Source organism: Pseudoduganella sp. GW821-FHT12E03 (assembly GCF_058807115.1).
Map to the genome: position 1 here is coordinate 725,641 of NZ_JBXAQJ010000001.1, position 23,603 is coordinate 749,243.

At 65.0% G+C, this 23,603-nt stretch carries 24 protein-coding genes; 15 read left to right on the plus strand and 9 right to left on the minus strand.

The genetic code is table 11. The features are described from left to right. The first annotated feature begins 118 nt into the window (after window positions 1–118). The 3 genes from AC1RRC_RS02800 (at window position 119) to AC1RRC_RS02810 (ending at window position 2,917) form a co-directional block, all read left to right on the plus strand. Window positions 119–679: a dihydrofolate reductase family protein gene (locus AC1RRC_RS02800; protein ID WP_493053724.1), complete on the plus strand. Its 561-nt coding sequence runs from the start codon at window positions 119–121 to the stop codon at window positions 677–679. Beyond that, window positions 676–1,605 carry an MBL fold metallo-hydrolase gene (locus AC1RRC_RS02805; protein ID WP_493053725.1) on the plus strand — a complete coding sequence of 310 codons (930 nt, stop codon included), beginning with the start codon at window positions 676–678 and terminating at the stop codon, window positions 1,603–1,605. Before AC1RRC_RS02800 ends, AC1RRC_RS02805 begins: the two co-directional genes overlap by 4 nt. Window positions 1,606–1,726: 121 nt before the next feature. Further along, window positions 1,727–2,917: an acetyl-CoA C-acyltransferase family protein gene (locus tag AC1RRC_RS02810; RefSeq protein ID WP_493053726.1), complete on the plus strand. Its 1,191-nt coding sequence runs from the start codon at window positions 1,727–1,729 to the stop codon at window positions 2,915–2,917. 3 nt (window positions 2,918–2,920) lie between these two features. Here the strand turns inward: AC1RRC_RS02810 and AC1RRC_RS02815 are convergent, their stop codons facing one another. After that, window positions 2,921–3,196 (minus strand): acylphosphatase, encoded by a 276-nt coding sequence (locus AC1RRC_RS02815; RefSeq protein WP_493053727.1) that lies wholly within the window; start codon window positions 3,194–3,196, stop codon window positions 2,921–2,923. A 10-nt stretch (window positions 3,197–3,206) separates the two neighbouring features. Beyond that, complete coding sequence (locus AC1RRC_RS02820; protein WP_493053728.1) at window positions 3,207–4,907, minus strand: PHA/PHB synthase family protein; 1,701 nt, start codon at window positions 4,905–4,907, stop codon at window positions 3,207–3,209. 122 nt (window positions 4,908–5,029) lie between these two features. Between AC1RRC_RS02820 and AC1RRC_RS02825 the strand changes: the two genes are divergently transcribed. From AC1RRC_RS02825 to AC1RRC_RS02835, 3 genes are all read left to right on the plus strand, one after another. Then, window positions 5,030–5,809, plus strand: coding sequence for an enoyl-CoA hydratase-related protein (locus AC1RRC_RS02825; RefSeq protein ID WP_493053729.1), 780 nt, complete (start codon window positions 5,030–5,032; stop codon window positions 5,807–5,809). A gap of 73 nt (window positions 5,810–5,882) precedes the next feature. Further along, the gene (locus tag AC1RRC_RS02830; protein ID WP_493053730.1) at window positions 5,883–6,683 is read left to right on the plus strand and encodes a ferritin-like domain-containing protein; all 801 of its coding nucleotides are present in this window, start codon (window positions 5,883–5,885) and stop codon (window positions 6,681–6,683) included. A 56-nt stretch (window positions 6,684–6,739) separates the two neighbouring features. Continuing rightward, window positions 6,740–7,921, plus strand: coding sequence for a sterol desaturase family protein (locus AC1RRC_RS02835; protein ID WP_493053731.1), 1,182 nt, complete (start codon window positions 6,740–6,742; stop codon window positions 7,919–7,921). A 29-nt stretch (window positions 7,922–7,950) separates the two neighbouring features. Here AC1RRC_RS02835 and AC1RRC_RS02840 read toward each other — a convergent pair whose 3' ends face one another. The 3 genes from AC1RRC_RS02840 to AC1RRC_RS02850 form a co-directional block, all read right to left on the minus strand. Beyond that, window positions 7,951–9,228, minus strand: coding sequence for a glycerate kinase type-2 family protein (locus tag AC1RRC_RS02840; RefSeq protein ID WP_493053732.1), 1,278 nt, complete (start codon window positions 9,226–9,228; stop codon window positions 7,951–7,953). Between the two features lie 15 nt (window positions 9,229–9,243). Continuing rightward, on the minus strand, window positions 9,244–10,587 hold the full coding sequence (gene dctA, locus AC1RRC_RS02845; protein ID WP_493053733.1) for a C4-dicarboxylate transporter DctA: 1,344 nt from the start codon (window positions 10,585–10,587) through the stop codon (window positions 9,244–9,246). 83 nt (window positions 10,588–10,670) lie between these two features. Next, window positions 10,671–11,759: a tartrate dehydrogenase gene (locus AC1RRC_RS02850; protein ID WP_493053734.1), complete on the minus strand. Its 1,089-nt coding sequence runs from the start codon at window positions 11,757–11,759 to the stop codon at window positions 10,671–10,673. Between the two features lie 121 nt (window positions 11,760–11,880). Here AC1RRC_RS02850 and AC1RRC_RS02855 point away from each other — a divergent pair, with 121 nt between their 5' ends. The 3 genes from AC1RRC_RS02855 to AC1RRC_RS02865 all read left to right on the plus strand — a co-directional run bounded on the left by AC1RRC_RS02855 (window position 11,881) and on the right by AC1RRC_RS02865 (window position 14,404). Next, entirely contained in the window at window positions 11,881–12,810 is a 930-nt protein-coding gene (locus AC1RRC_RS02855) for a LysR family transcriptional regulator (protein ID WP_493053735.1), read from the plus strand. A gap of 72 nt (window positions 12,811–12,882) precedes the next feature. Then, window positions 12,883–13,089, plus strand: a complete 207-nt coding sequence (locus tag AC1RRC_RS02860; protein ID WP_493053736.1) for a hypothetical protein — start codon at window positions 12,883–12,885, stop codon at window positions 13,087–13,089. A gap of 112 nt (window positions 13,090–13,201) precedes the next feature. After that, window positions 13,202–14,404 (plus strand): pyridoxal phosphate-dependent aminotransferase, encoded by a 1,203-nt coding sequence (locus tag AC1RRC_RS02865; protein ID WP_493053737.1) that lies wholly within the window; start codon window positions 13,202–13,204, stop codon window positions 14,402–14,404. 25 nt (window positions 14,405–14,429) lie between these two features. On the opposite strand, the gene AC1RRC_RS02870 is transcribed toward AC1RRC_RS02865, so the two are convergent. From AC1RRC_RS02870 to AC1RRC_RS02880, 3 genes are read right to left on the minus strand one after another with little or no spacing between them, the layout of a single operon-like run. Further along, window positions 14,430–14,636: a hypothetical protein gene (locus AC1RRC_RS02870; RefSeq protein WP_493053738.1), complete on the minus strand. Its 207-nt coding sequence runs from the start codon at window positions 14,634–14,636 to the stop codon at window positions 14,430–14,432. An 18-nt stretch (window positions 14,637–14,654) separates the two neighbouring features. Beyond that, complete coding sequence (locus AC1RRC_RS02875) at window positions 14,655–15,959, minus strand: permease (RefSeq protein WP_493053739.1); 1,305 nt, start codon at window positions 15,957–15,959, stop codon at window positions 14,655–14,657. A gap of 31 nt (window positions 15,960–15,990) precedes the next feature. Continuing rightward, window positions 15,991–16,239: a DUF2249 domain-containing protein gene (locus AC1RRC_RS02880; RefSeq protein ID WP_493053740.1), complete on the minus strand. Its 249-nt coding sequence runs from the start codon at window positions 16,237–16,239 to the stop codon at window positions 15,991–15,993. A gap of 174 nt (window positions 16,240–16,413) precedes the next feature. Here AC1RRC_RS02880 and ubiU point away from each other — a divergent pair, with 174 nt between their 5' ends. The 6 genes from ubiU (at window position 16,414) to AC1RRC_RS02910 (ending at window position 22,138) form a co-directional block, all read left to right on the plus strand. After that, on the plus strand, window positions 16,414–17,445 hold the full coding sequence (gene ubiU, locus AC1RRC_RS02885) for a ubiquinone anaerobic biosynthesis protein UbiU (protein ID WP_493053741.1): 1,032 nt from the start codon (window positions 16,414–16,416) through the stop codon (window positions 17,443–17,445). Window positions 17,446–17,455: 10 nt separating this feature from the next. Then, on the plus strand, window positions 17,456–18,445 hold the full coding sequence (locus tag AC1RRC_RS02890; RefSeq protein ID WP_493053742.1) for a U32 family peptidase: 990 nt from the start codon (window positions 17,456–17,458) through the stop codon (window positions 18,443–18,445). After that, entirely contained in the window at window positions 18,442–18,933 is a 492-nt protein-coding gene (ubiT, locus tag AC1RRC_RS02895; protein ID WP_493053743.1) for a ubiquinone anaerobic biosynthesis accessory factor UbiT, read from the plus strand. Before AC1RRC_RS02890 ends, ubiT begins: the two co-directional genes overlap by 4 nt. Before the next feature lie 76 nt (window positions 18,934–19,009). Then, window positions 19,010–19,813: a thiamine pyrophosphate-binding protein gene (locus AC1RRC_RS02900; protein WP_493053744.1), complete on the plus strand. Its 804-nt coding sequence runs from the start codon at window positions 19,010–19,012 to the stop codon at window positions 19,811–19,813. Continuing rightward, window positions 19,776–20,042, plus strand: a complete 267-nt coding sequence (locus AC1RRC_RS02905; protein WP_493053745.1) for a hypothetical protein — start codon at window positions 19,776–19,778, stop codon at window positions 20,040–20,042. Before AC1RRC_RS02900 ends, AC1RRC_RS02905 begins: the two co-directional genes overlap by 38 nt. A 371-nt stretch (window positions 20,043–20,413) precedes the next feature. Beyond that, a complete protein-coding gene (locus AC1RRC_RS02910; protein WP_493053746.1) occupies window positions 20,414–22,138 on the plus strand; it encodes a methyl-accepting chemotaxis protein in 1,725 nt (574 codons plus the stop codon). A gap of 517 nt (window positions 22,139–22,655) precedes the next feature. On the opposite strand, the gene AC1RRC_RS02915 is transcribed toward AC1RRC_RS02910, so the two are convergent. Beyond that, complete coding sequence (locus AC1RRC_RS02915) at window positions 22,656–23,429, minus strand: ferredoxin--NADP reductase (RefSeq protein ID WP_493053747.1); 774 nt, start codon at window positions 23,427–23,429, stop codon at window positions 22,656–22,658. Between the last annotated feature and the right edge of the window lie 174 nt (window positions 23,430–23,603).

Genomic DNA, 23,603 nt, shown 5'->3' on the forward strand with positions numbered 1-23,603 from the left:
CCCTGCGGGCTTGGTGTCGGCTGGAAATCGCGCGTGCTACAGTGGCGTCAATTTTTCATAACAAGCCCACGACACTGCCGCCCGAGGACAGCGATGGGCCATGATTGGGAGAACATGCATGCGCCCCCTGAAATACTCCATCAACCTCACCCTGGACGGCTGTTGCGATCACACCGCCGTACAGGCGGACGAGGCCTTGCACCGCCATCACGCCGCCAACCTCGCGCAAGCCGATGCGCTGCTGTTTGGCCGCGTGACTTACCAGATGATGGAAGCGGCATGGCGTCCGCAAGCCGGCACCGGCGCCTGGCCGGAATGGATGGCGCCGTGGATGGTACCGTTTGCGCAAACAATCGACGCGGCAAAAAAGTACGTGGTTTCCAGCACCCTGGAGCAGGCCGACTGGAATGCGCAACTGTTGCGCGGGGACCTGGAAACGGCTGTGCGGCAACTCAAGAGCGAGCCGGGCAAGGGGATATTCACCGGTGGCGTTACCCTGCCGCTGGCGCTGGCCGAACTGGGGCTGATCGATGAGTACGAATTCGTGATCCATCCCCGGATCGCCGGCCACGGCCCGGCCCTGTTCGCGGGCCTGTCGAAATACGTCGATCTGCAACTGACCAGCCAGCACGCGCTCGGTTCGAATGTGGTCGTGCTGCGCTATCGGAGCCGCACATGATCGCCACCCTGATGCTGGCATTGGGCGTGGCCGCCACGCCGGCGCCGTATACCTTTATTGAAGGCAAGGTTCCGCAGGGCGTGCAGCCGGACGGGAATTCAATCGTGTTCGAAGGGCCGGATGGCATGCTGGTCATCGACACCGGCCGCCATCCCGAGCACACCGACAAGATCATCGCGGTGGCCCGGGCGCGCAACAAGCCCATCACCGCCATCGTCAATACCCATTGGCACCTCGACCATTCGACCGGCAATGCGCGCATCCGCGCCGCTTATCCGGGCGCGAAGCTGTACACCAGCAGCGCCGTCGAGGGCGCCCTCAAAGGCTTCCTGGCCCGCAATGCCGAACAGGCCAAAGCCAGCCTGGACGATCCGGCGGTGCCGGAATCCCGCAAGGCCGATACCCGCCTGTACCTGAACGCGATCAGCGATCCCGCCAACCTGGTTCCCGACCAGCCGGTCAAGGACGCGATGACGATCAGGCTGGGCGAGCGCGAATTGCAGCTGCACCTGGCGCCCCACGCGGCGACCGAAGCCGATGTCTGGGTGCACGACGCGGCCAGCAAGACCGTGTTCGTGGGCGACCTGGTGGTGGCGCCACTGCCATTCTTTGACACCGGCTGCGCGGAAGGCTGGCGCCGGGCGCTGGCGCGGATCGACCAGCTGGATTTCCAGACCCTGGTGCCGGGCCATGGCTTGCCGATGGACCATCCAACCTTTTCCACCTACCGCGAGGCGTTTGACGCCTTTACAACGTGCGCCGAAGGCGCGCAGCCAGCGGCAAGCTGTGTCGCCATCTGGATGCGGCGCGGCGCGTCCTTCGTCGCCATGCACCCGGACCCCAAGTACAGCGAGGCGGCGCTGGCTTATTACGTTGACAAGATCTTGCGTGTGCCGGCCAAGCGCGCGGAACTCTGCGGCAAGTGAGCACGAGACCTCTGCAATAAAGAACGATCGTGCTTTAAATTTAGTTTCTGTGTATAGTGCGTTTACACTAAACCGCATTGCGACGAATTCTCACTTGAACACACCTTACCAGGAACCCATCATGACCCTCTCCAAAGACGTAGTAATTGTCGGCGCCACCCGTACCGCGATCGGTACCTTCGGCGGCGCGCTGAAAGATTTTTCCGCTGCCGACCTGGCCGCCATCGCTGTCAAGGAAGCGTTTGCGCGCGCCAAGGTGGATCCGGCGTCCGCACAGCAAATCGTGCTGGGCAATGTGATTCATTGCGAACCACGCGACATGTACGTGTCGCGCGTGGCCGGCATCAATGCCGGCATGGTCAAGGAATCGGCGGCGCTGACCCTGAACCGCCTGTGCGGCTCCGGTCTGCAAGCCATCGTCACCGCCGCCAACGCGATTCAACTGGGCGACGCGGAAATCGCGGTCGGCGGCGGCGTGGAAACAATGAGCCGCGCCCCGTACGTGGTGCAGGCGGCGCGCTGGGGTGCGCGCATGGGCGACACCAAGATGCTCGACATGATGCTGGGCGCGCTGCAAGACCCGTTTGGCGCGGGCCACATGGGCATCACGGCGGAAAACGTGGCCGACCTGTACCAGATTTCCCGCGAAGAGCAGGACGCGTTCGCGGCGGACAGCCAGCGCAAGGCGCTGGCGGCCATCGACGCCGGCTACTTCCAATCGCAGATCGTGCCGGTGGAAATCAAGGGCCGCAAGGGCGTGACGCTGTTCGATACCGACGAACATCCGAAACAGGGCGTCACGGCGGAATCGCTGGGCGCATTGAAACCGGCGTTCAAGAAGGAAAACGGCACCGTGACGGCCGGTAACGCTTCCGGCCTGAACGACGGGGCCGCCGCCTGCGTGCTGATGGACGCGGCCGCCGCATCGCGTGCCGGCCTGGCGCCGTTGGCCCGTATCGTGTCGTATGCGGTGGCCGGCGTGGATCCATCGCTGATGGGCACCGGCCCGATCCCGGCCGTCAAACTGGCGCTGCAGCGCGCCGGCCTGACCCTGAACGATATCGACGTGATTGAATCGAACGAGGCCTTTGCCGCCCAGTCGCTGGGCGTGTGCCGTGGCCTGGACCTCGATCCGGCCCGCACCAACCCGAACGGCGGCGCGATTGCGCTGGGCCACCCGCTGGGCGCGTCCGGCGCCATCATCACCGTCAAGTGCCTGTATGAATTGCAGCGCACCCAGAAGCGCTTCGGCCTGGCGACCATGTGCATCGGTGGCGGCCAGGGTATCGCGGTGATCTTCGAGCGCCTGTAATTCTCAGGCGGTCGGCGCGATCTGAAAGCCGGTGGCGGGCAATTCCGCCCCGGCCTGCGTCACCTGCACCTCATCGACCCGCGCCGCCGGCGGCCCCTTGCGCGCCCACGCGACGATCTGGTCGATGGCGGGGGCGGCGCCCTGCACACACGCTTCCACCGTGCCATCGCGCCGGTTGCGCACCCAGCCGGCGAGCCCCAGTTGCGCGGCCCGGTCCGCAAACGCGTAGCGGTAACCCACGCCCTGCACCCGTCCCGCCACCACAATGTGCGTCGCCATGGCGCTCCTCCTATTTCACCAGCACATACTGGCCAGGCGCATCGTCTTGCGCCGGGTACGCTTCGCATCCCATGGCGGGCGGCGCCACGGGCGCGCCGGAATGCGACTGCAGCCACGCCAGCCACGCCGGCCACCATGAGCCTTGCTGTTCGGGCACGGCGTCGTGCCAGGTGTCGGGGGCGGTATAGGGCATGCCGCGCTGGCGCGTGCCGAGCCGGTAATGGCGCAGCGGGTGGCCGGGTTCGCTGATGATGCCCGCGTTGTGGCCGCCGGAAGTCAGCACGAAGGTGAGTTCGGCGCTGGTCAGGTTATGCAGCTTATAGACGGAACGCCAGGGTGACACATGGTCGGTTTCCGTGCCGACGCAAAACAGGGGCTGGGCGATATCGTTGAGCGAGACGGGGCGGCCGTCGACCGGATAGCGCCCTTCGCTGAGGCGGTCTTCGAGGAACAGCCAGCGCAAGTACTGGCTGTGCATGCGCGCCGGCATGCGCGTGGTGTCCAGGTTCCATGCCATCAAGTCGTTGACGGCGGTGGTTTCGCCCAGCAGGTACTGGTTGATCATGCGCGACCACAGCAAATCGTAGGAGCGCAGCATCTGGAAGGCGCCCGCCATTTGTTCGGCTTTCAGGTAGCCGGTTTCAGCCAGTTGCGCTTCGATCAGGCTGACCTGGCTCTCATCGATAAACAGCCCCAGTTCGCCCGGTTCGCTGAAATCCGTTTGCGCGGCAAACAAGGTCAATGAGCGTAGCCGTTGGTCGCCATTGCGCGCCAGCGCCGCCGCGCCGATCGCGGCCAGGGTTCCGCCCAGGCAGTAGCCGGCCACGTGGACCGGCGCGCCCGGCACGATCCGGCCCACCGCATCGAGCGCATCGAACATGCCCAGTTTCAGGTAGTCGTCCATGCCCAGGCCCCGGTCGGCGGCATCGGGGTTTTTCCATGAAATGCAAAACACGGTATGGCCCTGCGCCACCAGGTGGCCGATCAGGGAGTTATGGGGGGACAGGTCGAGGATGTAGTACTTCATGATCCACGCCGGCACCATCAGGATCGGCTCCGGGCGCACTTGCCCGGTGGCGGGGCGGTATTGAATCAATTCGATCAAGGCATTGCGCAGCACCACCTTGCCGGGCGTAACGGCGACTTGCACACCGGGCACATAGTTCTCCAGGCCGGGTTGCGGGCTGTTGTCCACCTTGCGCAGCGCATCGGCCGCCAGCGCTTGCGCGCCCCGCGCAAAATTCGCGCCGTATTCCCCCGCCGTGCGCTGCAGCACCGTCGGGTTGGTCAGCCACAGGTTGCCGGGCGACGTCACATCCTGCCACTGGCGCGCCAGGAACGACAGCACATCTTCATGGTGCTGGCTGACGCCCCAGACGCCCCGCACCGCCTGTTCCCACCAGTGCTGGCGCAGCAGGAAGGCTTTGCGCCAGACGTGGAAGGGCCAGTTTTGCCATTCCGGCGCGGCAAAGCGGCGGTCACGTCCCGGGGTGGCGTCGGCGTCGGTGGGCTTCCACATGGCGGCCATCAATTCGAAGGTTTCATTCCACGCCAGCCAGGCCAGGTCTTGCTGCTTGCCCGGGGACAGCGCCAGGTGCCGGGCCCAGTCCAGCCAGGCCAGCCGTACGGATTCCGGCGACAGTGTCTTGTTCAGCCGCGCCCACGCCGCATGGACGTGGGGATCGAGTGCTTGCGCACAGGTGGTGGTCATGGCGGTTCCCCTTTGGCTGGAAATCACATATGATTCACAAATGCATGGAGTGTATTGAAATCTGTATCAAGAAAAATCCGGGCAACCCGGACAACACGACTAAGACGAACGGAAACGACATAATGAACGAATATCAGGATATCGTGGTGGAACCCGCCGCCTCCGGTGTGCAAGTGATCCGGCTGAACCGCCCGCAGTCGAAAAACGCGCTGCGCAACGCGACCCTGCGCGAAGTAGTGGTGGCGCTGGCGGCGGCCAGTGACGATGCGGACGTGCGTGCCGTGGTCATCACGGGCGGCGGCGAGATTTTCGCCGCCGGCGCGGATATCCATGAAATGGCGGCGCTTGACGCGATTTCCGCCGCCCGCGATGTGCGGCCCCAGTACTGGCGCGCCATTGCCGGTTTTTCCAAGCCGCTGGTCGCCGCCGTGAATGGCTATGCGCTGGGCGCCGGCTGCGAATTGCTGATGCATGCCGATATCGTGGTGGCGGGCGAGTCGGCCCGCATAGGCCAGCCGGAAATCAACCTTGGCGTGATTCCGGGCGCGGGCGGCACGCAGCGCCTGGTACGCGCGGTCGGCAAGCCGCTGGCCATGAAAATGGTACTGGGCGGTGAAATGATTTCCGCCGAGCGGGCGCTGGCGGCGGGCCTGGTCAGCGATGTGGTGCCGGATGGCGAGGTGCTGGCGACCGCCATGGCGCAGGCGCAGCGCATTGCGCAAAAATCGCCGCTGGCGGTGGCGCTGGCCAAGGAAGCGGTGTTGCGGTCATTTGACATGCACCTGGAGGCGGGGCTGCAGTTCGAGCGCAAATCGTTCTCGCTGCTCGCCGCCAGCGAAGACCGCAAGGAGGGAATCGCCGCGTTCATGGAAAAACGTCCGGCGGTTTTCACCGGCAAATAAAGCAGCGCAAATGCAGGGCGTGTAGCCGGCCGCGTGGATTTGGTACACTCGCAGCTTTTTGCTGCAAGGAAGTATGATGCCGGAATTGCGCGCCCTGGCGCTGGAATGCCTGTTGATCGCGGACCCCGCCGCCAAAGTGGCGGCGATCGCCGCCATGAACGACGCGGTGCAGGCCAACGCCTGCGCGCTCGACAGCAGCGCCGCGCTGCGGAACGAAGGCCCGGTGCCGGGCCGCCCGCACCGGCCGGAACTGGTGCCGCCACGGCAGGTCGGACGCCGTTCGATGGCCACCGTCGAAGGGCGCGCGATGCTGGTGCACGCGCTGGCCCATATTGAATTCAACGCCGTCAACCTGGCGCTCGACGCGCTGTGGCGCTTTCCCGGCATGCCGGACCCGTATTACCACGACTGGCTGCGCGTGGCGCGCGAAGAGGCCTATCACTATTCGTTGCTGTCGGCGCACCTGGGCACACTGGGTTTCCAGTACGGCGACTTCACGGCGCACGACAGCCTGTGGGAAATGGTGGAACGCACCTGCGGCGACGCCCTGGCGCGCATGGCGCTGGTGCCGCGCACGCTGGAGGCGCGCGGACTCGATGCGATTCCGCCGTTGCGCGCCAAGCTGGCGCAGGCCGGCGACCACCAGGCCGCCGCCATCCTCGACATCATCTTGCGCGATGAAGTGGGCCACGTGGAAATCGGCAACCGCTGGTATGGCCACCTGTGCCGCCTGCGCGGGGTCGATCCGGTGCCGACGTACAGCGCCTTGCTGGTGCAGTACCGGGTGCCCGTCAAGGGACCATTCAACCTGGACGCGCGGCTGCGGGCGGGCTTCAGCGAAGAGGAAATGCGCAGCTTTGCCCGCTTTGATTAGCCGCTGAATCCGGTTATGATCGTGTTTTAAAGGCAACTTTGCAGGGTGGGGGCATCATGGTCGATAAACGAATCACCGAGCCGGCCAGGACGGCCGTCAAACAGGTGAGCGGGGCGGTCAACGAGACCAGGGATTTGCTGGGACAAAGCGGCCCGCTGACACCGGGCAGCGGACTGGCCAGCGGCGTGCTGGCGTTGTCGCTGGCGTTTTTAAGTTTGCTGGGCGTGGCGGCGTTCCACTTCCCGCAATATCTGACCACGCCGGAATTGCGGCGGGAATACGACCCGGACCTGATCCGCCATATCATGTTCGCGGCGCTGGTGCTTGCCGGTTCCATCAGCCTGCTCAACGTGCTGTTCAAGCGCGAGCGCGCATTGAACGGCATCGCCGGCGTGATGGTGATTGCCGCCGTGGCGGCAGGCGGCTCGCATGTCCCCGTCAGCGACTTCCCCGACCACACGCCTTACATCGGCCTGGACTGGTTCATCCTCGACTTGCTGGGGTCCACCGTGATCTTCGCGGCGATTGAAAAAGTCTTCCCGCTCTATAAAGGCCAGTTGCTGTTCCGCCGGGAATGGCAGACCGACATGGTGCATTTCGCGGTCAACCATTTTATTGTCGGCCTGGCGCTGCTGACGGTGAACTTCGCGATCCACCGCCTGTTTGGCTGGATGGTCAACGACTCGGTGCAGACGGTCGTGCAAACGCTGCCGTTTATCCCGCAACTGCTGCTGTGCATCCTGGTGGCGGACCTGGTGCAGTACTGGACCCACCGCAGCTATCACGAAATCCCGTTCCTGTGGCGCTTCCACGCCGTGCACCATTCCGCCAAGACCATGGACTGGCTGGCTGGTTCGCGCCAGCATATCCTGGAATTGCTGTGCACCCGTGTTGGCGTGCTGGGCGCCCTGTATGTGCTGGGCTTTGAAAAGGAAGTGATGGATGTGTACATCATCGTGGTCGGCTTCCAGGCCGTGTTCAATCACGCCAATGTGCACCTGCCATGGGGCCCGCTGAAATACGTGATCGTCACGCCCGACTTCCATCACTGGCACCATTCGTCGGACGACATCGCGATCGACCGCAATTACGCCGCCCATTACGCCTTCCTCGATCACCTGTTCGGCACCGCCATCAAGGGGCAAACGGGCTTCCCGGAAAAATATGGCGTGCAGGGCGACTACATGCCCGATGGCTTTGTCAACCAGTTGCTGTTCCCGTTCCGGCGGCAAAAATAAGGCTGCCCGCGCGCAAACCGCCTTTGGCCTCATCCGGGCGGCAACACCAGCAACGCCCGGAAGTCATTGACGTTGGTGCGCGTGGGGCCCGTCACCACGCTGTCGCCCAGGTGCTGGAAAAAGCTGTGCGCATCGTTGAAATCGAGCGCATCGCCGGGCCGCAGGCCTGCCGTCCAGGCGCGCCGCAGCGTATCGGGCGTGATGACGGCGCCCGCGATGTCTTCCTGGCCGTCGACGCCATCGGTGTCGCCCGCCAATCCGTATATCCCCGCCGCACCCTGCAACGCCAGCGCGCATGACAGCAGGAATTCCACATTGCGGCCGCCACGGCCCTTGCCCCGTACCGTGACCGTGGTTTCCCCGCCGGACAGCAGCACGCACGGTGCGGCAAACGGCTGCCCTTGCCGCGCCGTGTGCAGCGCGATGCCTGCCAGCACCTTGCCGACGTCGCGCGCCTCGCCTTCCAGGCTGTCGCCCAGGATGCGGGGCGCCACGCCGGCATCGGCAGCCACCCGGGCTGCCGCTTCCAGCGCCATTTGCGGTGTGGCGATCATCCGTACCTCGGCCCGGGCCAGGCGTGGATCGCCAGGTTTGACGGTTTCACCGGTGCCGCTTGTCAACGTCTCGAGCACCGCGGGCGGCGCGGCAATGCCATAGCGCCGCAAGATGGCCAGCGCGTCGGCGCAGGTCGATTCATCGGCCACCGTCGGGCCGGAGGCGATATCGCGCGGATCGTCGCCCGGCACATCGGAAATCAGCAAAGTGATGACACGGGCCGGATGGCACGCCGCCGCCAGCCGTCCGCCCTTGATGGCCGACAGGTGGCGCCGTACGCAATTCATTTCCGAGATCGTCGCGCCGGACGCCAGCAAGGCGCGGTTGATTTGCTGCTTGTCTTCCAGGCTGATGCCGGGCAAGGGCAGCGGCAACAGCGCCGAACCGCCGCCGGAAACCAGGCACAGCACCGTGTCGTCGGCCGTCAGGCCGCGCACCAGCTCCAGCACGCGCCGCGCCGCTTGCAGGCCCGCCATATCCGGCACCGGATGCGCGGCTTCGACGATCTCGATTTCCGTGCATGGCGCGCCATATCCATAGCGTGTCACCACCAGCCCTTGCAGCGGGCCGCGCCAGTGCTGTTCCACGGCCAGCGCCATTTCCGCCGAGGCCTTGCCGGCGCCAATCACCAGCAGGCGGCCTTTGGGCCGTGGCGGCAGCGCCGGCGGCACGCACAGCGCCGGCTGGGCGGCCGCCACGGCGGCGTCAAACATGCGGCGCAGCAGGGCGCGGGGTTCGATGGGGGAAGTCATGTTGCGCTCCATGGTTCAGGCGGTGGCTTTATGCAGCGTGACCGGCGCCGCGCCGGTGCCGCCGTCACCGCTGGCATACAGCGCCTGCAATTCCGCGGCGGACGAACCGCCGTCGAGCACCCGGTGCATGCGCTCCTGGTCGATCGCGCCAACCCAGCGCGCGATCGCCATGGTCGCCACTGCATTGCCGATGGTGTTGGTGATGGCGCGCGCTTCGGACATGAAGCGGTCCACGCCCAGCAACAGCACCATGCCGGCCACGGGGATCTTGCCCATCGACGCCAGGGTGGCGGCCAGCGTGATGAAGCCGGAGCCGGTGACGCCGGCCGACCCTTTCGAGGTGACCATCAGCACCCCGAGCACCACCAGCTGGTCGGTCAGGGTCAATGGCGTATTGGTGGCCTGCGCAATGAAGATGGCGGCCATGGTGTAGTAAATGCATTGGCCGTCCGGATTGAAGGTGACGCCGGACGGAATCACCAGTCCCACGACGGGCTTGGAAATGCCCACGTGTTCGAGCTTGCGCATCAGTTGCGGCACCACCGATTCGGACGAGCTGGTGCCGAGCACGGTAAAGATTTCTTCACGGATGTAGCGCAGGAATTTGAACAGGGAAAAGCCGCACACGCGCGCCACCAGGCCCAGCACCACCACCACGAACACGATGCACGTGATGTACATGCACGCCATCAATTGTCCCAGCGACATCAGGGACGCCAGGCCGTATTTCCCCACCGTGAACGCGATCGCACCGAAGGCGGCGATGGGCGCGACCCGCATGATCATGCCCACCATCAGGAACATGCCGTTGCTGAACGCTTCCAGGACATCCACCACCGGTCTGGCGCGCTGGCCCATGTGCGACAGCGCCACGCCAAACATGGTGGCAAACACCAGGATTTGCAGGATATCGTTCTTTGCCAGCGATTCCACCACGCTGGTGGGAATCATGTGCATCAGGAAGTCAACAAAGGTGCCGCCCTTGGCCGCCGCCGCCGTGTAGTTGCCGATTGCGCTGGTGTCCAGGGTCTTCGGGTCGATATTCATGCCGGCGCCGGGTTGCGCGAAGTTCACCACCACCAGTCCCAGCAACAGGGCAAAGGTCGACATGACTTCGAAATAAATCAGGGCGCGCACACCGACGCGGCCCAGTTCCTTCATGCTTTCCATTTTGGCGATGCCGAGCACCACCATGGCAAAGATGACGGGGGCGAATACCATTTTAATCAGGCGGATGAAGGCGTCGCCGAGCGGTTTCAGGTCCGCGCCGAGTGTGGGATGGAGCAGGCCAAGCAGGCCGCCCGCCAGTACGCCAATCAGCACTTGCACGTACAGTTTTCCGAAAAATTTCCTGGACATGATAGTCTCCTTGTTGTGATACATAACCATGAGGGCGCCCCGCCTCGCTCTTTGGCGGGTCGGGGCGCCGGGATACCGCGTCTTTATGCGGCTTGGCGCCGCGTGCCTTGCGCCAGCCATGCGCACACGGCGCCGGTGACGTCGGCCGTGGTGGCGGTCCCGCCCAGATCACGGGTGTGCAGCGACGGATTGGCGGTCACCGCTTCAATGGCCTGCATGACGCGCTGCGCGGCGGCGTGTTCGCCCAGATGATCGAGCAGCATCACGACCGACCAGAAGGTGCCGACCGGATTGGCCAGGCCTTTGCCCATGATGTCGAACGCTGAGCCGTGGATCGGCTCGAACATCGATGGATAGCGCCGTTCAGGATCGATGTTGCCGGTCGGGGCGATGCCCAGGCTGCCCGCCAGTGCGGCGGCCAGGTCGGACAGGATGTCGGCGTGCAGGTTGGTGGCGACGATGGTATCGAGCGTGGCCGGGCGGTTGACCATGCGCGCTGTCGCGGCATCGACCAGTTCCTTGTCCCATTGCACGTCCGGGAAGTCACGCGAGACTTCCAGCGCGATTTCGTCCCACATCACCATCGCGTGGCGCTGCGCGTTGCTCTTGGTGATGACAGTCAGCTGCTTGCGGGGACGCGATTGCGCCAGCACGAAGGCAAAGCGCAGGATGCGTTCGACGCCGGTGCGGGTCATCATCGACACGTCGGTGGCCGCTTCGATCGGATGCCCCTGGTGCACCCGGCCGCCCACGCCCGAGTATTCGCCTTCCGAGTTTTCCCGTACGATCACCCAGTTCAAGTCGTCCTGTCCGCAACGTTTCAGCGGCCCGTCGATGCCGGGCAGGATGCGGGTTGGACGCACGTTGGCGTACTGGTCGAAGCCCTGGCAGATTTTCAGGCGCAAGCCCCACAGGGTGATGTGGTCGGGGATGTCCGGATCGCCGGCGGATCCGAACAGGATGGCGTCCTTGCCGCGCAGCGCATCGAGGCCGTCGGCCGGCATCATGACGCCGTGCCGGCGGTAGTAATCGCCGCCCCAGTCGAAGTCTTCGAAAGCAAAGCGGAATTCCCCGCCGCCGGCGGCCAGCGCTTCGAGCACGGCGCGGCCGGCGGGAACCACTTCCTTGCCGATGCCGTCGCCTGGAATGGTTGCGATGTGGTAAGTCTTCATGGTGCGTCTCCTTGGTGGTTGGGGGGAATCGGGGGCTGACGAGGGCACTGTAAAGGGTGGACGGCATTGAAAATGGCCGATAAACTCAATCCATTGTTAACCCGTACCTCCACAATCAACCATGAGCAGCGCGTTCCAGCCGGCCGAACTGGCCTTTTTTGTCACCTTGTCCACTTGCGGTAGCCTGAGCGGTACGGCGCGGGAACTGGGCATTACCACCTCTGCCGTCAGCAAGCGGCTGGCCCTGATCGAGGCGCGCATCGGTGTGCCTCTGGTGAACCGCACCACGCGGCGCATGGGACTGACGCCGGAAGGCGACGTGCTGGTGCGGCATGCGCGCCGCATCCTCGATGAGATGGCCGAACTGGACCAGTTGCTGACCGCGTCGAAAGGTGTGCCGAAAGGCCAGTTGCGCGTCAATGCCACCCTGGGATTCGGGCGGCTGCATGTGGCGCCGGCGATTTCCCGCTATGTGCTGCGCTATCCGGAAGTCGATGTGCAATTGCAACTGTCGGTGGACCCGCCTGCGCTGACCGATGACCAGTTCGACGTGTGCATCCGCTTCGGCGCGCCGGCCGATACCCGGGTGCTGGCGCGGCGCCTGGCGCCGAACCGGCGCTTGCTGTGCGCCGCGCCGAAATACCTGGCGGCGCACGGCGAACCGAAAGCGCCGGATGATTTGCGTAAGCACAATTGCATCAGCATCCGCCAGGGCGATGAAGCGTATGGCCTTTGGCGGCTGGTGTCCGGGCGCGACACCGACAAGCAGGCCGACGCCGTCAAGGTGCGGGGCAACCTCACTACCAATGATGGCGAAATTGCCGTCAACTGGGCACTGGACGGCCATGGCATCCTGATGCGGGCGGAGTGGGATATCGCACGCTACCTGCAGAGCGGGCGGCTGGTGCAGGTGCTGCCTGCTTATCGGACAACGGATGCCGACATTTACGCTGTCTATCCGCAACGGCACCAGCTGTCGGCGCGGGTGCGCACGTTCGTGGACTTCATGACCGACGCGCTGGCGCCAAAAATAGCTGAAAAAGACGCTTGACCTTCCCATGATGGGAATGATTAACCTGATCTTGCTGGCACACCTGGCCAGCGCCACTTCAAGGAGATCAGCATGAACTTTACCAATCGTTATACTTCCCGCCAGTCGGCCGCCACCGCCTGCGCCTGCCGCGCGTGCGCCGGTGCGGGGTGCGGCTGCGGTTGCGCGCCACAGGCAGCGGCGGCGCAATGCAGTTGCGGCCCGAACTGCGGCTGTGGCGATAATTGCCAGTGCAATGCGGTGGCCGCCGGTCCGTTGGCCGAGACGCGGGGACTGTAAGCGGCGGTGCGGTATACGGCGGCGTGGCGCCGTCCTATACCGCGCTGCGGGGTTTTCGCAGAACAGCGTTCCGCTATAATCGGAGCCCCGCCGTTCCGCCTGAAAGCACCGTATGAATCCGACCCAGCCTGAAGCTTCCCGCGCCCTGCAAGCCGCCGCCCGTGTGCAGGCGATCGAACCGTTCCGTGTCATGGAAATCATGAAGGCGGCCAGCGACGTGGCGAAGTCCGGTGTCGATGTGATCAGCATGAGCGTGGGCGAACCGGATTTCACGGCGCCCGAACTGGTGGCCGAAGCCGCCGTGCGCGCCATCCGTGGCGGCGCCACGCAATATACCGATGCACTCGGCTTGCCCGCGCTGCGCGAAGCGATCGCCGAACATTATCGCGCCGCGTTCGGGCTGGACATTCCCGCGCGCCGCATCATCGTCACGGCCGGCGCGTCGGCCGGGTTGCTGCTGGCGTGCGCCGCGCTGGTGTGCGAAGGCGATGAAGTACTGATGCCGGACCCCAGCTATCCCTGCAACCGCCATTTCGTTTCGGCGTTTGGCGGCAAGGCGGTTTTGCTGCCCTCCGGCCCGGAACAGCGCTACCAGTTGACGGCGGAGCACGTGGCGCAACACTGGGGCGCCGCTACCCGTGGCGTCATTGTGGCGTCGCCGTCGAATCCGACCGGCACTTCGCTGACGGTCGAACAAATGACGGCGTTGCTGGCGGCGGTCAAGGCGCGCCACGGCTTTGCCATCGTCGATGAGATTTACCAGGGCCTGTCCTATGGCCAGCCACCGCACAGCGCGCTGGGCCTCGATGACGATGTCATCACCGTCAACAGTTTTTCCAAGTATTTCAATATGACGGGCTGGCGCCTGGGCTGGCTGGTGGTGCCCGACGCGCTGGTGGGCGTGATTGAAAAACTGGCGCAAAACCTGTTTATTTGCCCGTCAACGGTGGCGCAGCACGCGGCGCTGGCGTGCTTCCACCCGGAATCGATCGCAGTGTACGAACAGCGCCGCCTTGAATTCCAGCGCCGCCGCGATTTCTTCGTGCCGGCCTTGCGCGAGCTGGGTTTCAGTGTGCCGGTGATGCCGGACGGCGCGTTTTATGTCTATGCCGATTGCAGCGCCGTGCCGCACCAGAGCGCCGGCGACAGTACCGCGTTTGTCATGGCGGTGCTGCGCGAAGCGGGGGTGGCCTTTGTGCCGGGCGACGATTTCGGTGTCGCCGCGCCACATCGGCACGTGCGCTTTTCCTATGCCACCGCTTATGACCGTATCGAGCAGGCCGTGGCGCGCATGGGCAAGCTGTTCGGGCGCTGATGGTGGACGCGACCGGGGGGCCAGGTCAGGCGGCGCGCTTGTTGCGGCGTGGCGGTTTGCCTGGCGCGCCGAACAGCGCCGCCACCATCGGGTCGCGCCGGATCACGCAAGTGTGCACCCGCCCGTGGTAGGGCCGGTCGTCCGCCAGCCGGTGTACCCGGTGGCCATCGGTGGTGACGGTGACGCTCATGGAAGGGCCGCGATAGGCGGGAAGGATCGGGGTACTCATCATCGTTCTCCAAGCAAAGTGTCAGGCAGGGCGCGGCAGGGGCGCGCCGGTCCCGTTGCGGCGCAGCCGCGCATAGACGCGCAGCGCGCACGCCAGGTTGGCGCACAATAAACAACACGACAGGCAAAATGCCGCCGCCGCCGGACGCGCCAGCCAGTCCGGCCGTACGCACGCGCCAAGCAACAGCGCCAGCGCCGCGGCGTGCACGCCGAATTGGCGCCGGGTCCAGGGATCAGGAATCATGGTTTTCACATCGGGCACACTGCGGCTGCCGCCTTGGACCGACTCCTGCAAGTGGTACCAGACCAGGAACGGCACGATCTTGTACAACATGCCGTTGATGGCGGAAAACGCGAATCCGACCACCAGCAGCACGCCCGGCACCAGCGGCGCCACGCTCATCGCGCCCACTGCGCCCAGCGTGCAGGCCGCCACCAGGCTTCCGATCGCCGTGTACCAGAACAGGCTGGTGACGTCCGGCTTGGGACGCTTGCGGCCCAGCAGCAGCGCGCCGGTGACGGCGCCGAACACCGCGAAGCCCGCCGCGCCCAGCACCACCCCGGCCCGTGTAAAGGTTTGCGCGGCGTGTTCCGCCAGGCCGCTCGCGACCGAGACGACCGCCAGCAAGATGAACATCGTGCTGGTGAAACCGCGCGTCATCCAGCCGGGATACAGCGCCGTCACCTGGAACATCGGCACCACCTGGTAAGCCACGCCGGCCACCAGCAAGCCGGTCCAGCCCAGCAAGCCCCAAGCCGCATGGATGTCAGTCACGTGGAGCAGCGGCAGCGGCAGCGACGAGGGCCAGGCAAACTGGCTGGCCAGCAGCACGCCCAGCACCACGGTGACCACCAGCGCGGCCAGCGCGGTGCGGATCGCCGCCACCATCGATGCCGCGCCATCGGCGTGGCGCTGCCACAAGCCGGCCGCGCACAGGCCGGTCAATCCCAGCAGCGCGGGCGCCAGCATTGCCGGCGCGCCGATGAACAGCATTGGCAGTTCAAACAGGAAGCCGCCTGCCAGGGCCAGCGTGCCGGCGCACAGGAGCGCATGGGCGGCGGCGCCGCAGCGGTGCTGCGGGATCGCGACACCGGCCACCGACGGCAGCATTTGCAGCAGGGAGCCCAGCATGGCCATACACAGGCTGCCCAGGGTCAGCAAGTGCGTGGCGGCCAGCATGGGTGAAGTCCAGCGGCTGGCAAAGGCGGCCGGCCCGGACCACAGCAGCACGCCGCCCGCCAGCAGGGCGAACAGCGGCGCGCACAGCAGGAAGCGCAGCGGCACCGACAGCGGAGGATTGTGGGAAAAGGTCAGGGCGCGCTGCATGGCAGATCCGAACGGGAACGGGTTGCGTGGCTCAGGCGGGGTCGCGCCAGATCAGCAAGCGGTAGCTGCGGTCTTCCTGCCAGCCGCCGTGGCGGCGGTAATCGTTTTGATCGAGCACCCGGAACAGCGGATGCGGCTCGCGGTCGAGTTTCACCAGCAGGGCGCCATGCTCCGGCAGCACCTCCAGTGCTTCGAGGATGGCCAGCATGGGTTCCGGCGGCTCCATGCCGGTGACGTCGATTTCGCTGGTGGCGGAGGGGAGGGTGGTGGTGTTCATCATGCGCTCTCTTCGGTATTGATCTGAATCCATTGTCACATTCAGTCAAGTCTTGCTTCCTTGATCAAAGTCAAGGAAAGCCGCGATAGGGGCGCGGTACAGTGCGTCGTGCCTGGCGGATTCCCCACCCTGCATGTTTGCCGGCCGTCCGCGGCCGGCTTTTTTTCACTCACTACCATGACCCAGACAGCCGTACCTGAAACCGCCCCGCCGATCGAACTGGTGTGCCCCGCGGGCAGCCTGCCGGCGCTGAGGGCCGCCGTTGACAACGGCGCCGATTGCGTCTATCTCGGCTTTCGCGACGCTACCAATGCGCGCAATTTCGCCGGCCTCAATTTCGACGATGCCGCCATTGCGCAAGGCATTGCATACGCCCACCGGCGCGGCCGCAAAGTCTTGCTGGCGCTGAACACCTACCCGCAACCGGGCGCCGTGCAATTGTGGCGCAACGCCGTGGGCCGCGCCGCGCAGGCCGGCATCGACGCCGTGATCCTGGCCGACCCGGGCCTGATGCGCTACGCGTCCGAACGCTATCCGGACTTGCGCCTGCACTTGTCGGTGCAGGGGTCCGCCACCAGCGCCGACGCCATCAACTTTTACCAGCGCCACTTCAACGTGGCGCGCGCCGTCCTGCCGCGCGTCCTGTCACTGGCCCAGGTTGGGCAGGTGCTGGAAAACACGTCGGTGGAAATCGAAGTGTTCGGTTTTGGCAGCCTGTGCGTGATGGCGGAAGGGCGCTGCGCGCTGTCGTCGTACGCCACCGGCGAGTCGCCCAATACCCACGGGGTCTGCTCGCCGGCCAAGGCGGTGCGCTGGGAGCCTGCCCCGCAAGGGCTGGAAGCGCGCCTGAACGGCGTGCTGATCGACCGCTACGCCGATGGCGAGAACGCCAGTTACCCGACCCTGTGCAAGGGCCGCTTCGATGTGGCGGGAGAAACCTATTATGCGGTGGAAGAACCGGCCAGCCTGAATACCCTGGAATTGCTGCCGCGCCTGATGGCGATGGGTGTGCGCGCGGTAAAAATCGAAGGCCGCCAGCGCAGTCCCGCGTATGCGGCGCAAGTAACGCGCGTGTGGCGCGAAGCGATCGACCAGTGCCGCGCCAACCCGGCGCGCTACAGCGTGCGCCCGGCCTGGATGGCGGAAATGAACAAAGTCGCGGAAGGCCAGCAGCACACGCTGGGCGCCTATCACCGCGCGTGGAAGTGAAAGGAATCCCATGTTGAAACTTGCGCTGGGCCCATTGCAGTATTACTGGCCACGCGACACCGTGCTGGCGTTTTATACCGGCGTCGCAGCCAGTGCGGCCGATATCGTATACCTCGGCGAAACCGTGTGTTCGCGCCGCCACGAACTGCGCCTGGCGGACTGGATGGCCGTGGCGGAGCGGCTGCAGGACGCCGGCAAGAAAGTCGTGCTGTCCACCCTGGTGTTGCAGGAATCGGGTTCGGACGCGGCGGCGCTGCGCCGCGTTGTGCGTAACGGCCATTACCAGGTCGAAGCGGGCGATATGGGGGCGGTGCATCTGCTGACCGGCGACGATGCGCTGCCCGGTGGCTTTATCGCCGGTCCCCACCTGAATATTTATAACGCGTGCACCTTGCACCTGATGCATGACCTGGGCGCGCGGCGCTGGGTGATGCCGCTGGAAATGGGCCGCGAGGGCCTGGCGGAGATCCTGCGCAAGCGTCCGGCCGGCATGGAAACCGAAGTGTTTACCTATGGCCGCATGCCGCTGGCGTTTTCCGCCCGCTGCTTTACGGCGCGCAACCGCAATTTGCCGAAAGACGATTGCCGCTTCAGCTGTATCGACTATCCCGACGGATTGCTGCTGGAAACGCGGGAAAAGCAGCCGTTCCTGGTGCTCAATGGCATCCAGACCCAGTCGGCCAAAGTCTATAACCTGGCCGGCGACCTCCCGGAGTTGCAGGAACTCGGGGTGGACGTGCTGCGTATCAGCCCCCAGTCGCGCGGCACCATGGAGATTCTGGCGGCGTTTGACGCGTTGCGGCGCGGCTTGGTGCCCGTGGCCGGCAGCCTTGAACCGGTCGCGCCGGACGGCGCGTGCAACGGCTATTGGCATGGCCGTCCCGGGATGGAGGGGATGCCGCCCGAGGGCGGCATCCCTGGCGCAATTGCGGCCCACGCCGGCATCGGCGGCAATGCCCGGCGCGCTGGCGCGGCCGTGGTGGAAGGAGCGGCATCATGAGCGCGCAGCCATCGCGGTCCGGCGCGGCCGCTCCGGCGCGCCCGGGCTTGCCGCCGCCACTGGCCGCGTTGCTGGGCCGCCTGCCGCCGTTTCCCGGTTCCGTGCTGTTTTGCGCGGCGCTGAACGTGGTGCTGCGGCCGCACTTGCCGGCCGACGTGCGGGACAGCTTGCAAGGGCGGCCGTTGCGCATCGCCGTCACGGACGCCGGCGTGGCGTTTGATTTCACCTGGCAGGGAACGCGCTTTGGCGCACTGCCGCGCGGCGCCAGGGCCGACCTGGAAATCGCCGCCAGCGCGGGCGACTTCGTGGCGCTGGCGCGGCGCGAAGAAGACCCGGATACGCTGTTCTTCAGCCGCCGCCTGGCCATGTCCGGGGATACCGAACTGGGCCTGCTGGTGAAAAACACCCTCGATGCGATGGAGTCGCCGCTGCCGCAAACGCTGCGCACCGCACTGTCGGACTGGCTGCGGAAGGCCGCTCCGCGCTAATGCTGACGGTCCCCGCCATCGTGCACGCGGTGGCGGAGCCGCTGGCGCAATCCGTCATCTCAGAAAAGGAATCCACATGAATAACTTGTCGATCGCGCTGCTGGAAGCCCTGAAAGCCCATGGCGCGCAAGCGCTGTTTGGCTTGCCGGGCGACTTCGTCCTGCCGTTTTTCCGCCAAGCCGAACTATCCGGCATCCTGCCGCTGCACACGCTGAGCCACGAGCCCGGCGTGGGGTTCGCCGCCGATGGCGCGGCGCGCTACCAGGGCGGTCCCGGGGTCGCCGTGGTCACCTATGGCGCGGGCGCGCTGAACCTGGTCAATGCGGTGGCCGGCGCCTACGCGGAAAAAGTACCGCTGGTGGTGATTTCCGGTGCGCCCGGCGCGCTGGAACGCGGCAACGGCTGGCTGCTGCACCACCAGTCGCGCAACCTGCAATCGCAGCTGGCGATCTTCCGTGAAATCACCTGCGACCAGGTGATCCTGGATGACACGAAGCAGGCGCCGGCGCTGATCGCGCGCGCGCTGCGCAATTGCCTGTCGCAGTCGCGGCCCGTGTATATCGAACTGCCGCGTGACATGGTCGATGCGCCGTGCGCGCCGGTGGTCCCGCTGCCGCCGCCGGCCTGGGATGCCGACGCGGTGCGGGCCTGCGCGCGTGAAGTGTTGCGGCGCCTGGCGGCGGCGGTCCGGCCGCTGCTGCTGGTGGGGATCGAGATCCGCCGCTGCGGCGTCGAGCACAAGGTGGCGCAACTGGCGCGCCTGCTGCGGGTGCCGGTGGCCACCACCCTGATGGGACGCGGCTTGCTGGCCGGGCAGGACGCGCCGCTGCTGGGGACTTACCTTGGCGCTGCGGGCGGCGATGGCCGACCTGCTCGATGACTTGCGGCAGGATTTCGTGGCGGAAGAACGCGTGTTGGCGGCGCTGCGCAGCCACAGCGCCGCCGGTCACATTGCTGAGCACGGCAATGTGCTGGCGCGGCTGGAAATGGCGTCCGACTCGGGTACCGAGGTTTGCCACCAGGCGCTGCGCGCCTTGCCCGGCTGGTTCCGGCACCATCTTGACCACTGGGATGCCCTGCTGGCGCGGGACTTGGGGCAGACGGGGTGATGCTGAGAAAAAGAGCCCGCCGAGCTCCGTCTGATGGTGATCTGGGACAATTGTCACATCCGCGCAAAGCCTGAATCTGTGATTGAAACCTAAAAGCCCACTTTCAAACGCAGTTCGTGCGGCGCAAAAAAAAGCCCGCTACGGAGCGGGCTGAATCCAATTCTGAGAGAGTTGGAGGAGACAGGTGTAATGATGCTGCATCGCGGCATATTTGTCCAATTTCAATTTCACATACTTGATATAGCCATTTCGTATAATGTTTAAAACAGGCAACAAGTATGCATGTTTGAATTGTAACGTGCTGGACCGATAACAAAAGTGGAGTTACTGTGCATGACGGGTCCCACCTATTCTGCGCGACGGAGGCTGCCATGCGCCATTTGTCCATCAAACAAGCATTTACCGCCACATTCCTCCTGACCCTGTTGCTCGCCGCCCTGACGTTCTGGGCCTTGCTGCGGATCTCCGACAAACAGGCTGCCGCCACGGCGGCCAGCCAGGCGCGCTACCAGTCCTATGTCCTGGCCGATGAATTGCGCCAGAGTTCGGATGATTTGACGCGGCTGGCCCGCACCTACGTGGTGTCGGGCGATGCCGCCTACGAAAAGCAATACATGGACATCCTTGATATCCGCAACGGCAAGAAAGCCCGGCCGGAGCACTATGAACGGATTTACTGGGATTTCGTGGCGGGCGGCATGCCGGTGCCCCCGGCCAGCGGCCAGCCGGTGGCGCTGCAGGAATTGATGAAGCGCGCCGGTTTCACGGAACAGGAATTTGCCCGGCTGAAGCAGGCGCAAGCCAATTCCGACGGCCTGGTGAAAACCGAAGTCATTGCCATGAATGCCGTCAAAGGCTTGTATGACGATGGCAAGGGCAATTTCACGCGCAAGGACACGCCCGACCTCGAGATGGCGCGCCGCATCATGCACGACGCCACGTACCACCAGAACAAGGCGCGCATCATGCAGCCGCTCAATGAATTTCTCGCGCTGCTCGATACCCGCACGGCCGACGCCGTGGCGACGGCGGAAAGCGCGACCCGCACCGCGTTCATGCTGGCGGTGGGGCTGCTGGCGCTGTCGGTGGGCGCCACGGTGATCTGCCTGCTGCTGGTGTACCGCTATATCGAACGCAACCTGGCCAGCGCCACGTCGGCCGCCGCGAAAATCGCCGCGGGCGATCTGACGGAAGACATCCGCGTCGCGTACGACGATGAAGTGGGCACCCTGATGCGCGCGATTGCCACGATCAACGACAACCTGGCCGGCATGATCGGGAAGATCCACACCAGCACCGATGAAATGGAAGTGGCGACCGGTGAAATCGCCCAGGGCAATGCCGACCTGTCGGCGCGCACGGAGTCGCAGGCCAGCTCATTGCAACAGACCGCCAGTTCGATGGAATCGCTGACACACACGGTGCAGCGCAATGCCACCGACGCCACCGAAGCGAACCGGCTGGCCGCCAGCGCGTCGTCGATTGCCACGCAAGGCGGGAATGTGGTGTCCCAGGTGATCAGCACCATGGGCTCGATCCGTGAAAGTTCGACCCGGATTGAAAACATCACCGGCGTCATCGATGGCATCGCGTTCCAGACCAATATCCTCGCACTCAACGCGGCGGTGGAAGCGGCGCGCGCCGGCGAGCAGGGCCGGGGCTTTGCCGTGGTGGCGTCCGAAGTGCGGTCGCTGGCGCAGCGCTCGGCGGCGGCCGCCAAGGAAATCAAGGAATTGATCGGTGATTCCAGTGGCCGGGTGGAGGCGGGCGCACGCATGGTCGATGAAGCCGGCAAGACCATGGCGCAGATCGTGCAGGCGGTGCGCCAGCTGGAAACCATCATGGCGGGCATCACCAACGCCAGCGCCGAGCAAAGTACCGGGATCCAGGAAGTCAACCGGGCCGTCACGCAAATGGACGCCATCACGCAGCAGAACGCGGCGCTGGTGGAGCAGGCCGCCGCCGCGGCGGAAAGTTTGCGCGAACAGGCGCAGGGACTGGCGCGCGCGGTCAGCAGTTTCCGCTTGCGCGGTGGCGCGCCCGCCAGGGCGATGCCCAAGGCCAGTCCGTCGCGCCTGCACCTGTCGCATGCATAGCGCGCAGGCAAAAAAAACCCGCCGGGGCGGCGGGCAAAGCCCTGTGTCAGGACCTAGGAGACAGACGGTAGGACAGTATCGTGGCGTCATGGGCCCGGTTGCCGGTGGCCGGCGCGCAGCGTGGCCCTGGCCGCATGGGCTGCGCTGCCGGTGATGGCGGCAACAGCTGCAATAGCTGCAATAGCGGCAACAGTTGCAATGGCACTGATACGCGGCGCGATACTTGTCGAATTCGGGGGAACTTCAGCGCGGACCGGGGATGGGGGCCGCAGTGGCATGCCGTAGCCGGCATTGCAACGCGAGTGGGGCGTCGCTGGAATAGCTTGGTCAGGAAGGACCGTTGAATAGAATGTAGCACAGGATGCCGCGCGCCGCGACCATCAGTTTGCCGCCCGCGGTGGTTTGATGGCAATAGGCGACAAGTTGCAAAGTGCTAGCCGGAATGCAAAACGCCGGGCCCATGGGCCCGGCGTTGACATACAGCGGCAGATCGGGCGCTGTCAGGCGCCCGCTGCCATCATTTCTCGGCGAACGCGCGTTCGATCACGAAGTCGCCCGGGGTGGACGTGTTGCCTTCGTTGAAGCCACGGGCTTCCAGCATTTCTTTCAGGTCGCGCAGCATGTCGGCGCTACCGCAAATCATCACACGGTCATCGTTCGGGTTCAATTCCGGCACGCCCAGGTCGGCGAACAGCTTGCCGCTCTCGATCAAGTCGGTAATGCGGCCCGTGTTCTTGAACTCTTCGCGCGTCACGGTCGGGTAGTAGCGCAGCTTCGAGGACACCAGGTCCCCCAGGAATTCATGGTTCGGCAAGTGCTCGACCAGCAGGTCGTGGTAAGCCAGTTCATCGACCTGGCGGGTGCCGTGGACCAGGATCAGCTGGTCAAACTTTTCGTAGATTTCCGGATCGCGCACGATCGACAGGAACGGCGCCAGGCCGGTGCCGGTCGACAGCATGTACAGGCGTTTGCCTGGCAACAGGTAGTCCGACACCAGGGTACCGGTTGGCTTGCGGCCGACGATCACGGAATCGCCCACCTGCAAGTGCTGCAGGCGCGACGTCAGCGGACCGCCCGGCACTTTGATGCTGAAAAATTCCAGGTGGTCTTCATAGTTGGCGCTGGCGATCGAATACGCGCGCAGCAGTGGCTTGCCATCGATGCGCAGGCCGATCATGGTGAAGTGGCCGTTCGAAAAGCGCAGCGACGGGTCGCGCGTCGTCGTGAAGGAAAACAGGGTATCGGTCCAGTGGTGCACGCTCAAGACGCGCTCTTCATTCATATTGCTCATGTATTCGTTCCTGACTCAATGACAAGCACTGTCCATCCCCGAAAATCCGGGCCTGGCAACCTGCTGGGCTGGTGCGACAGTGCGGAGGGTTAAAGCGTGTTAATGCTGGTGTGTACAACAATGTCCGATATGTTAAGGCATTTGACGGTTTTTTGCCTGGGAAACGGCCATATG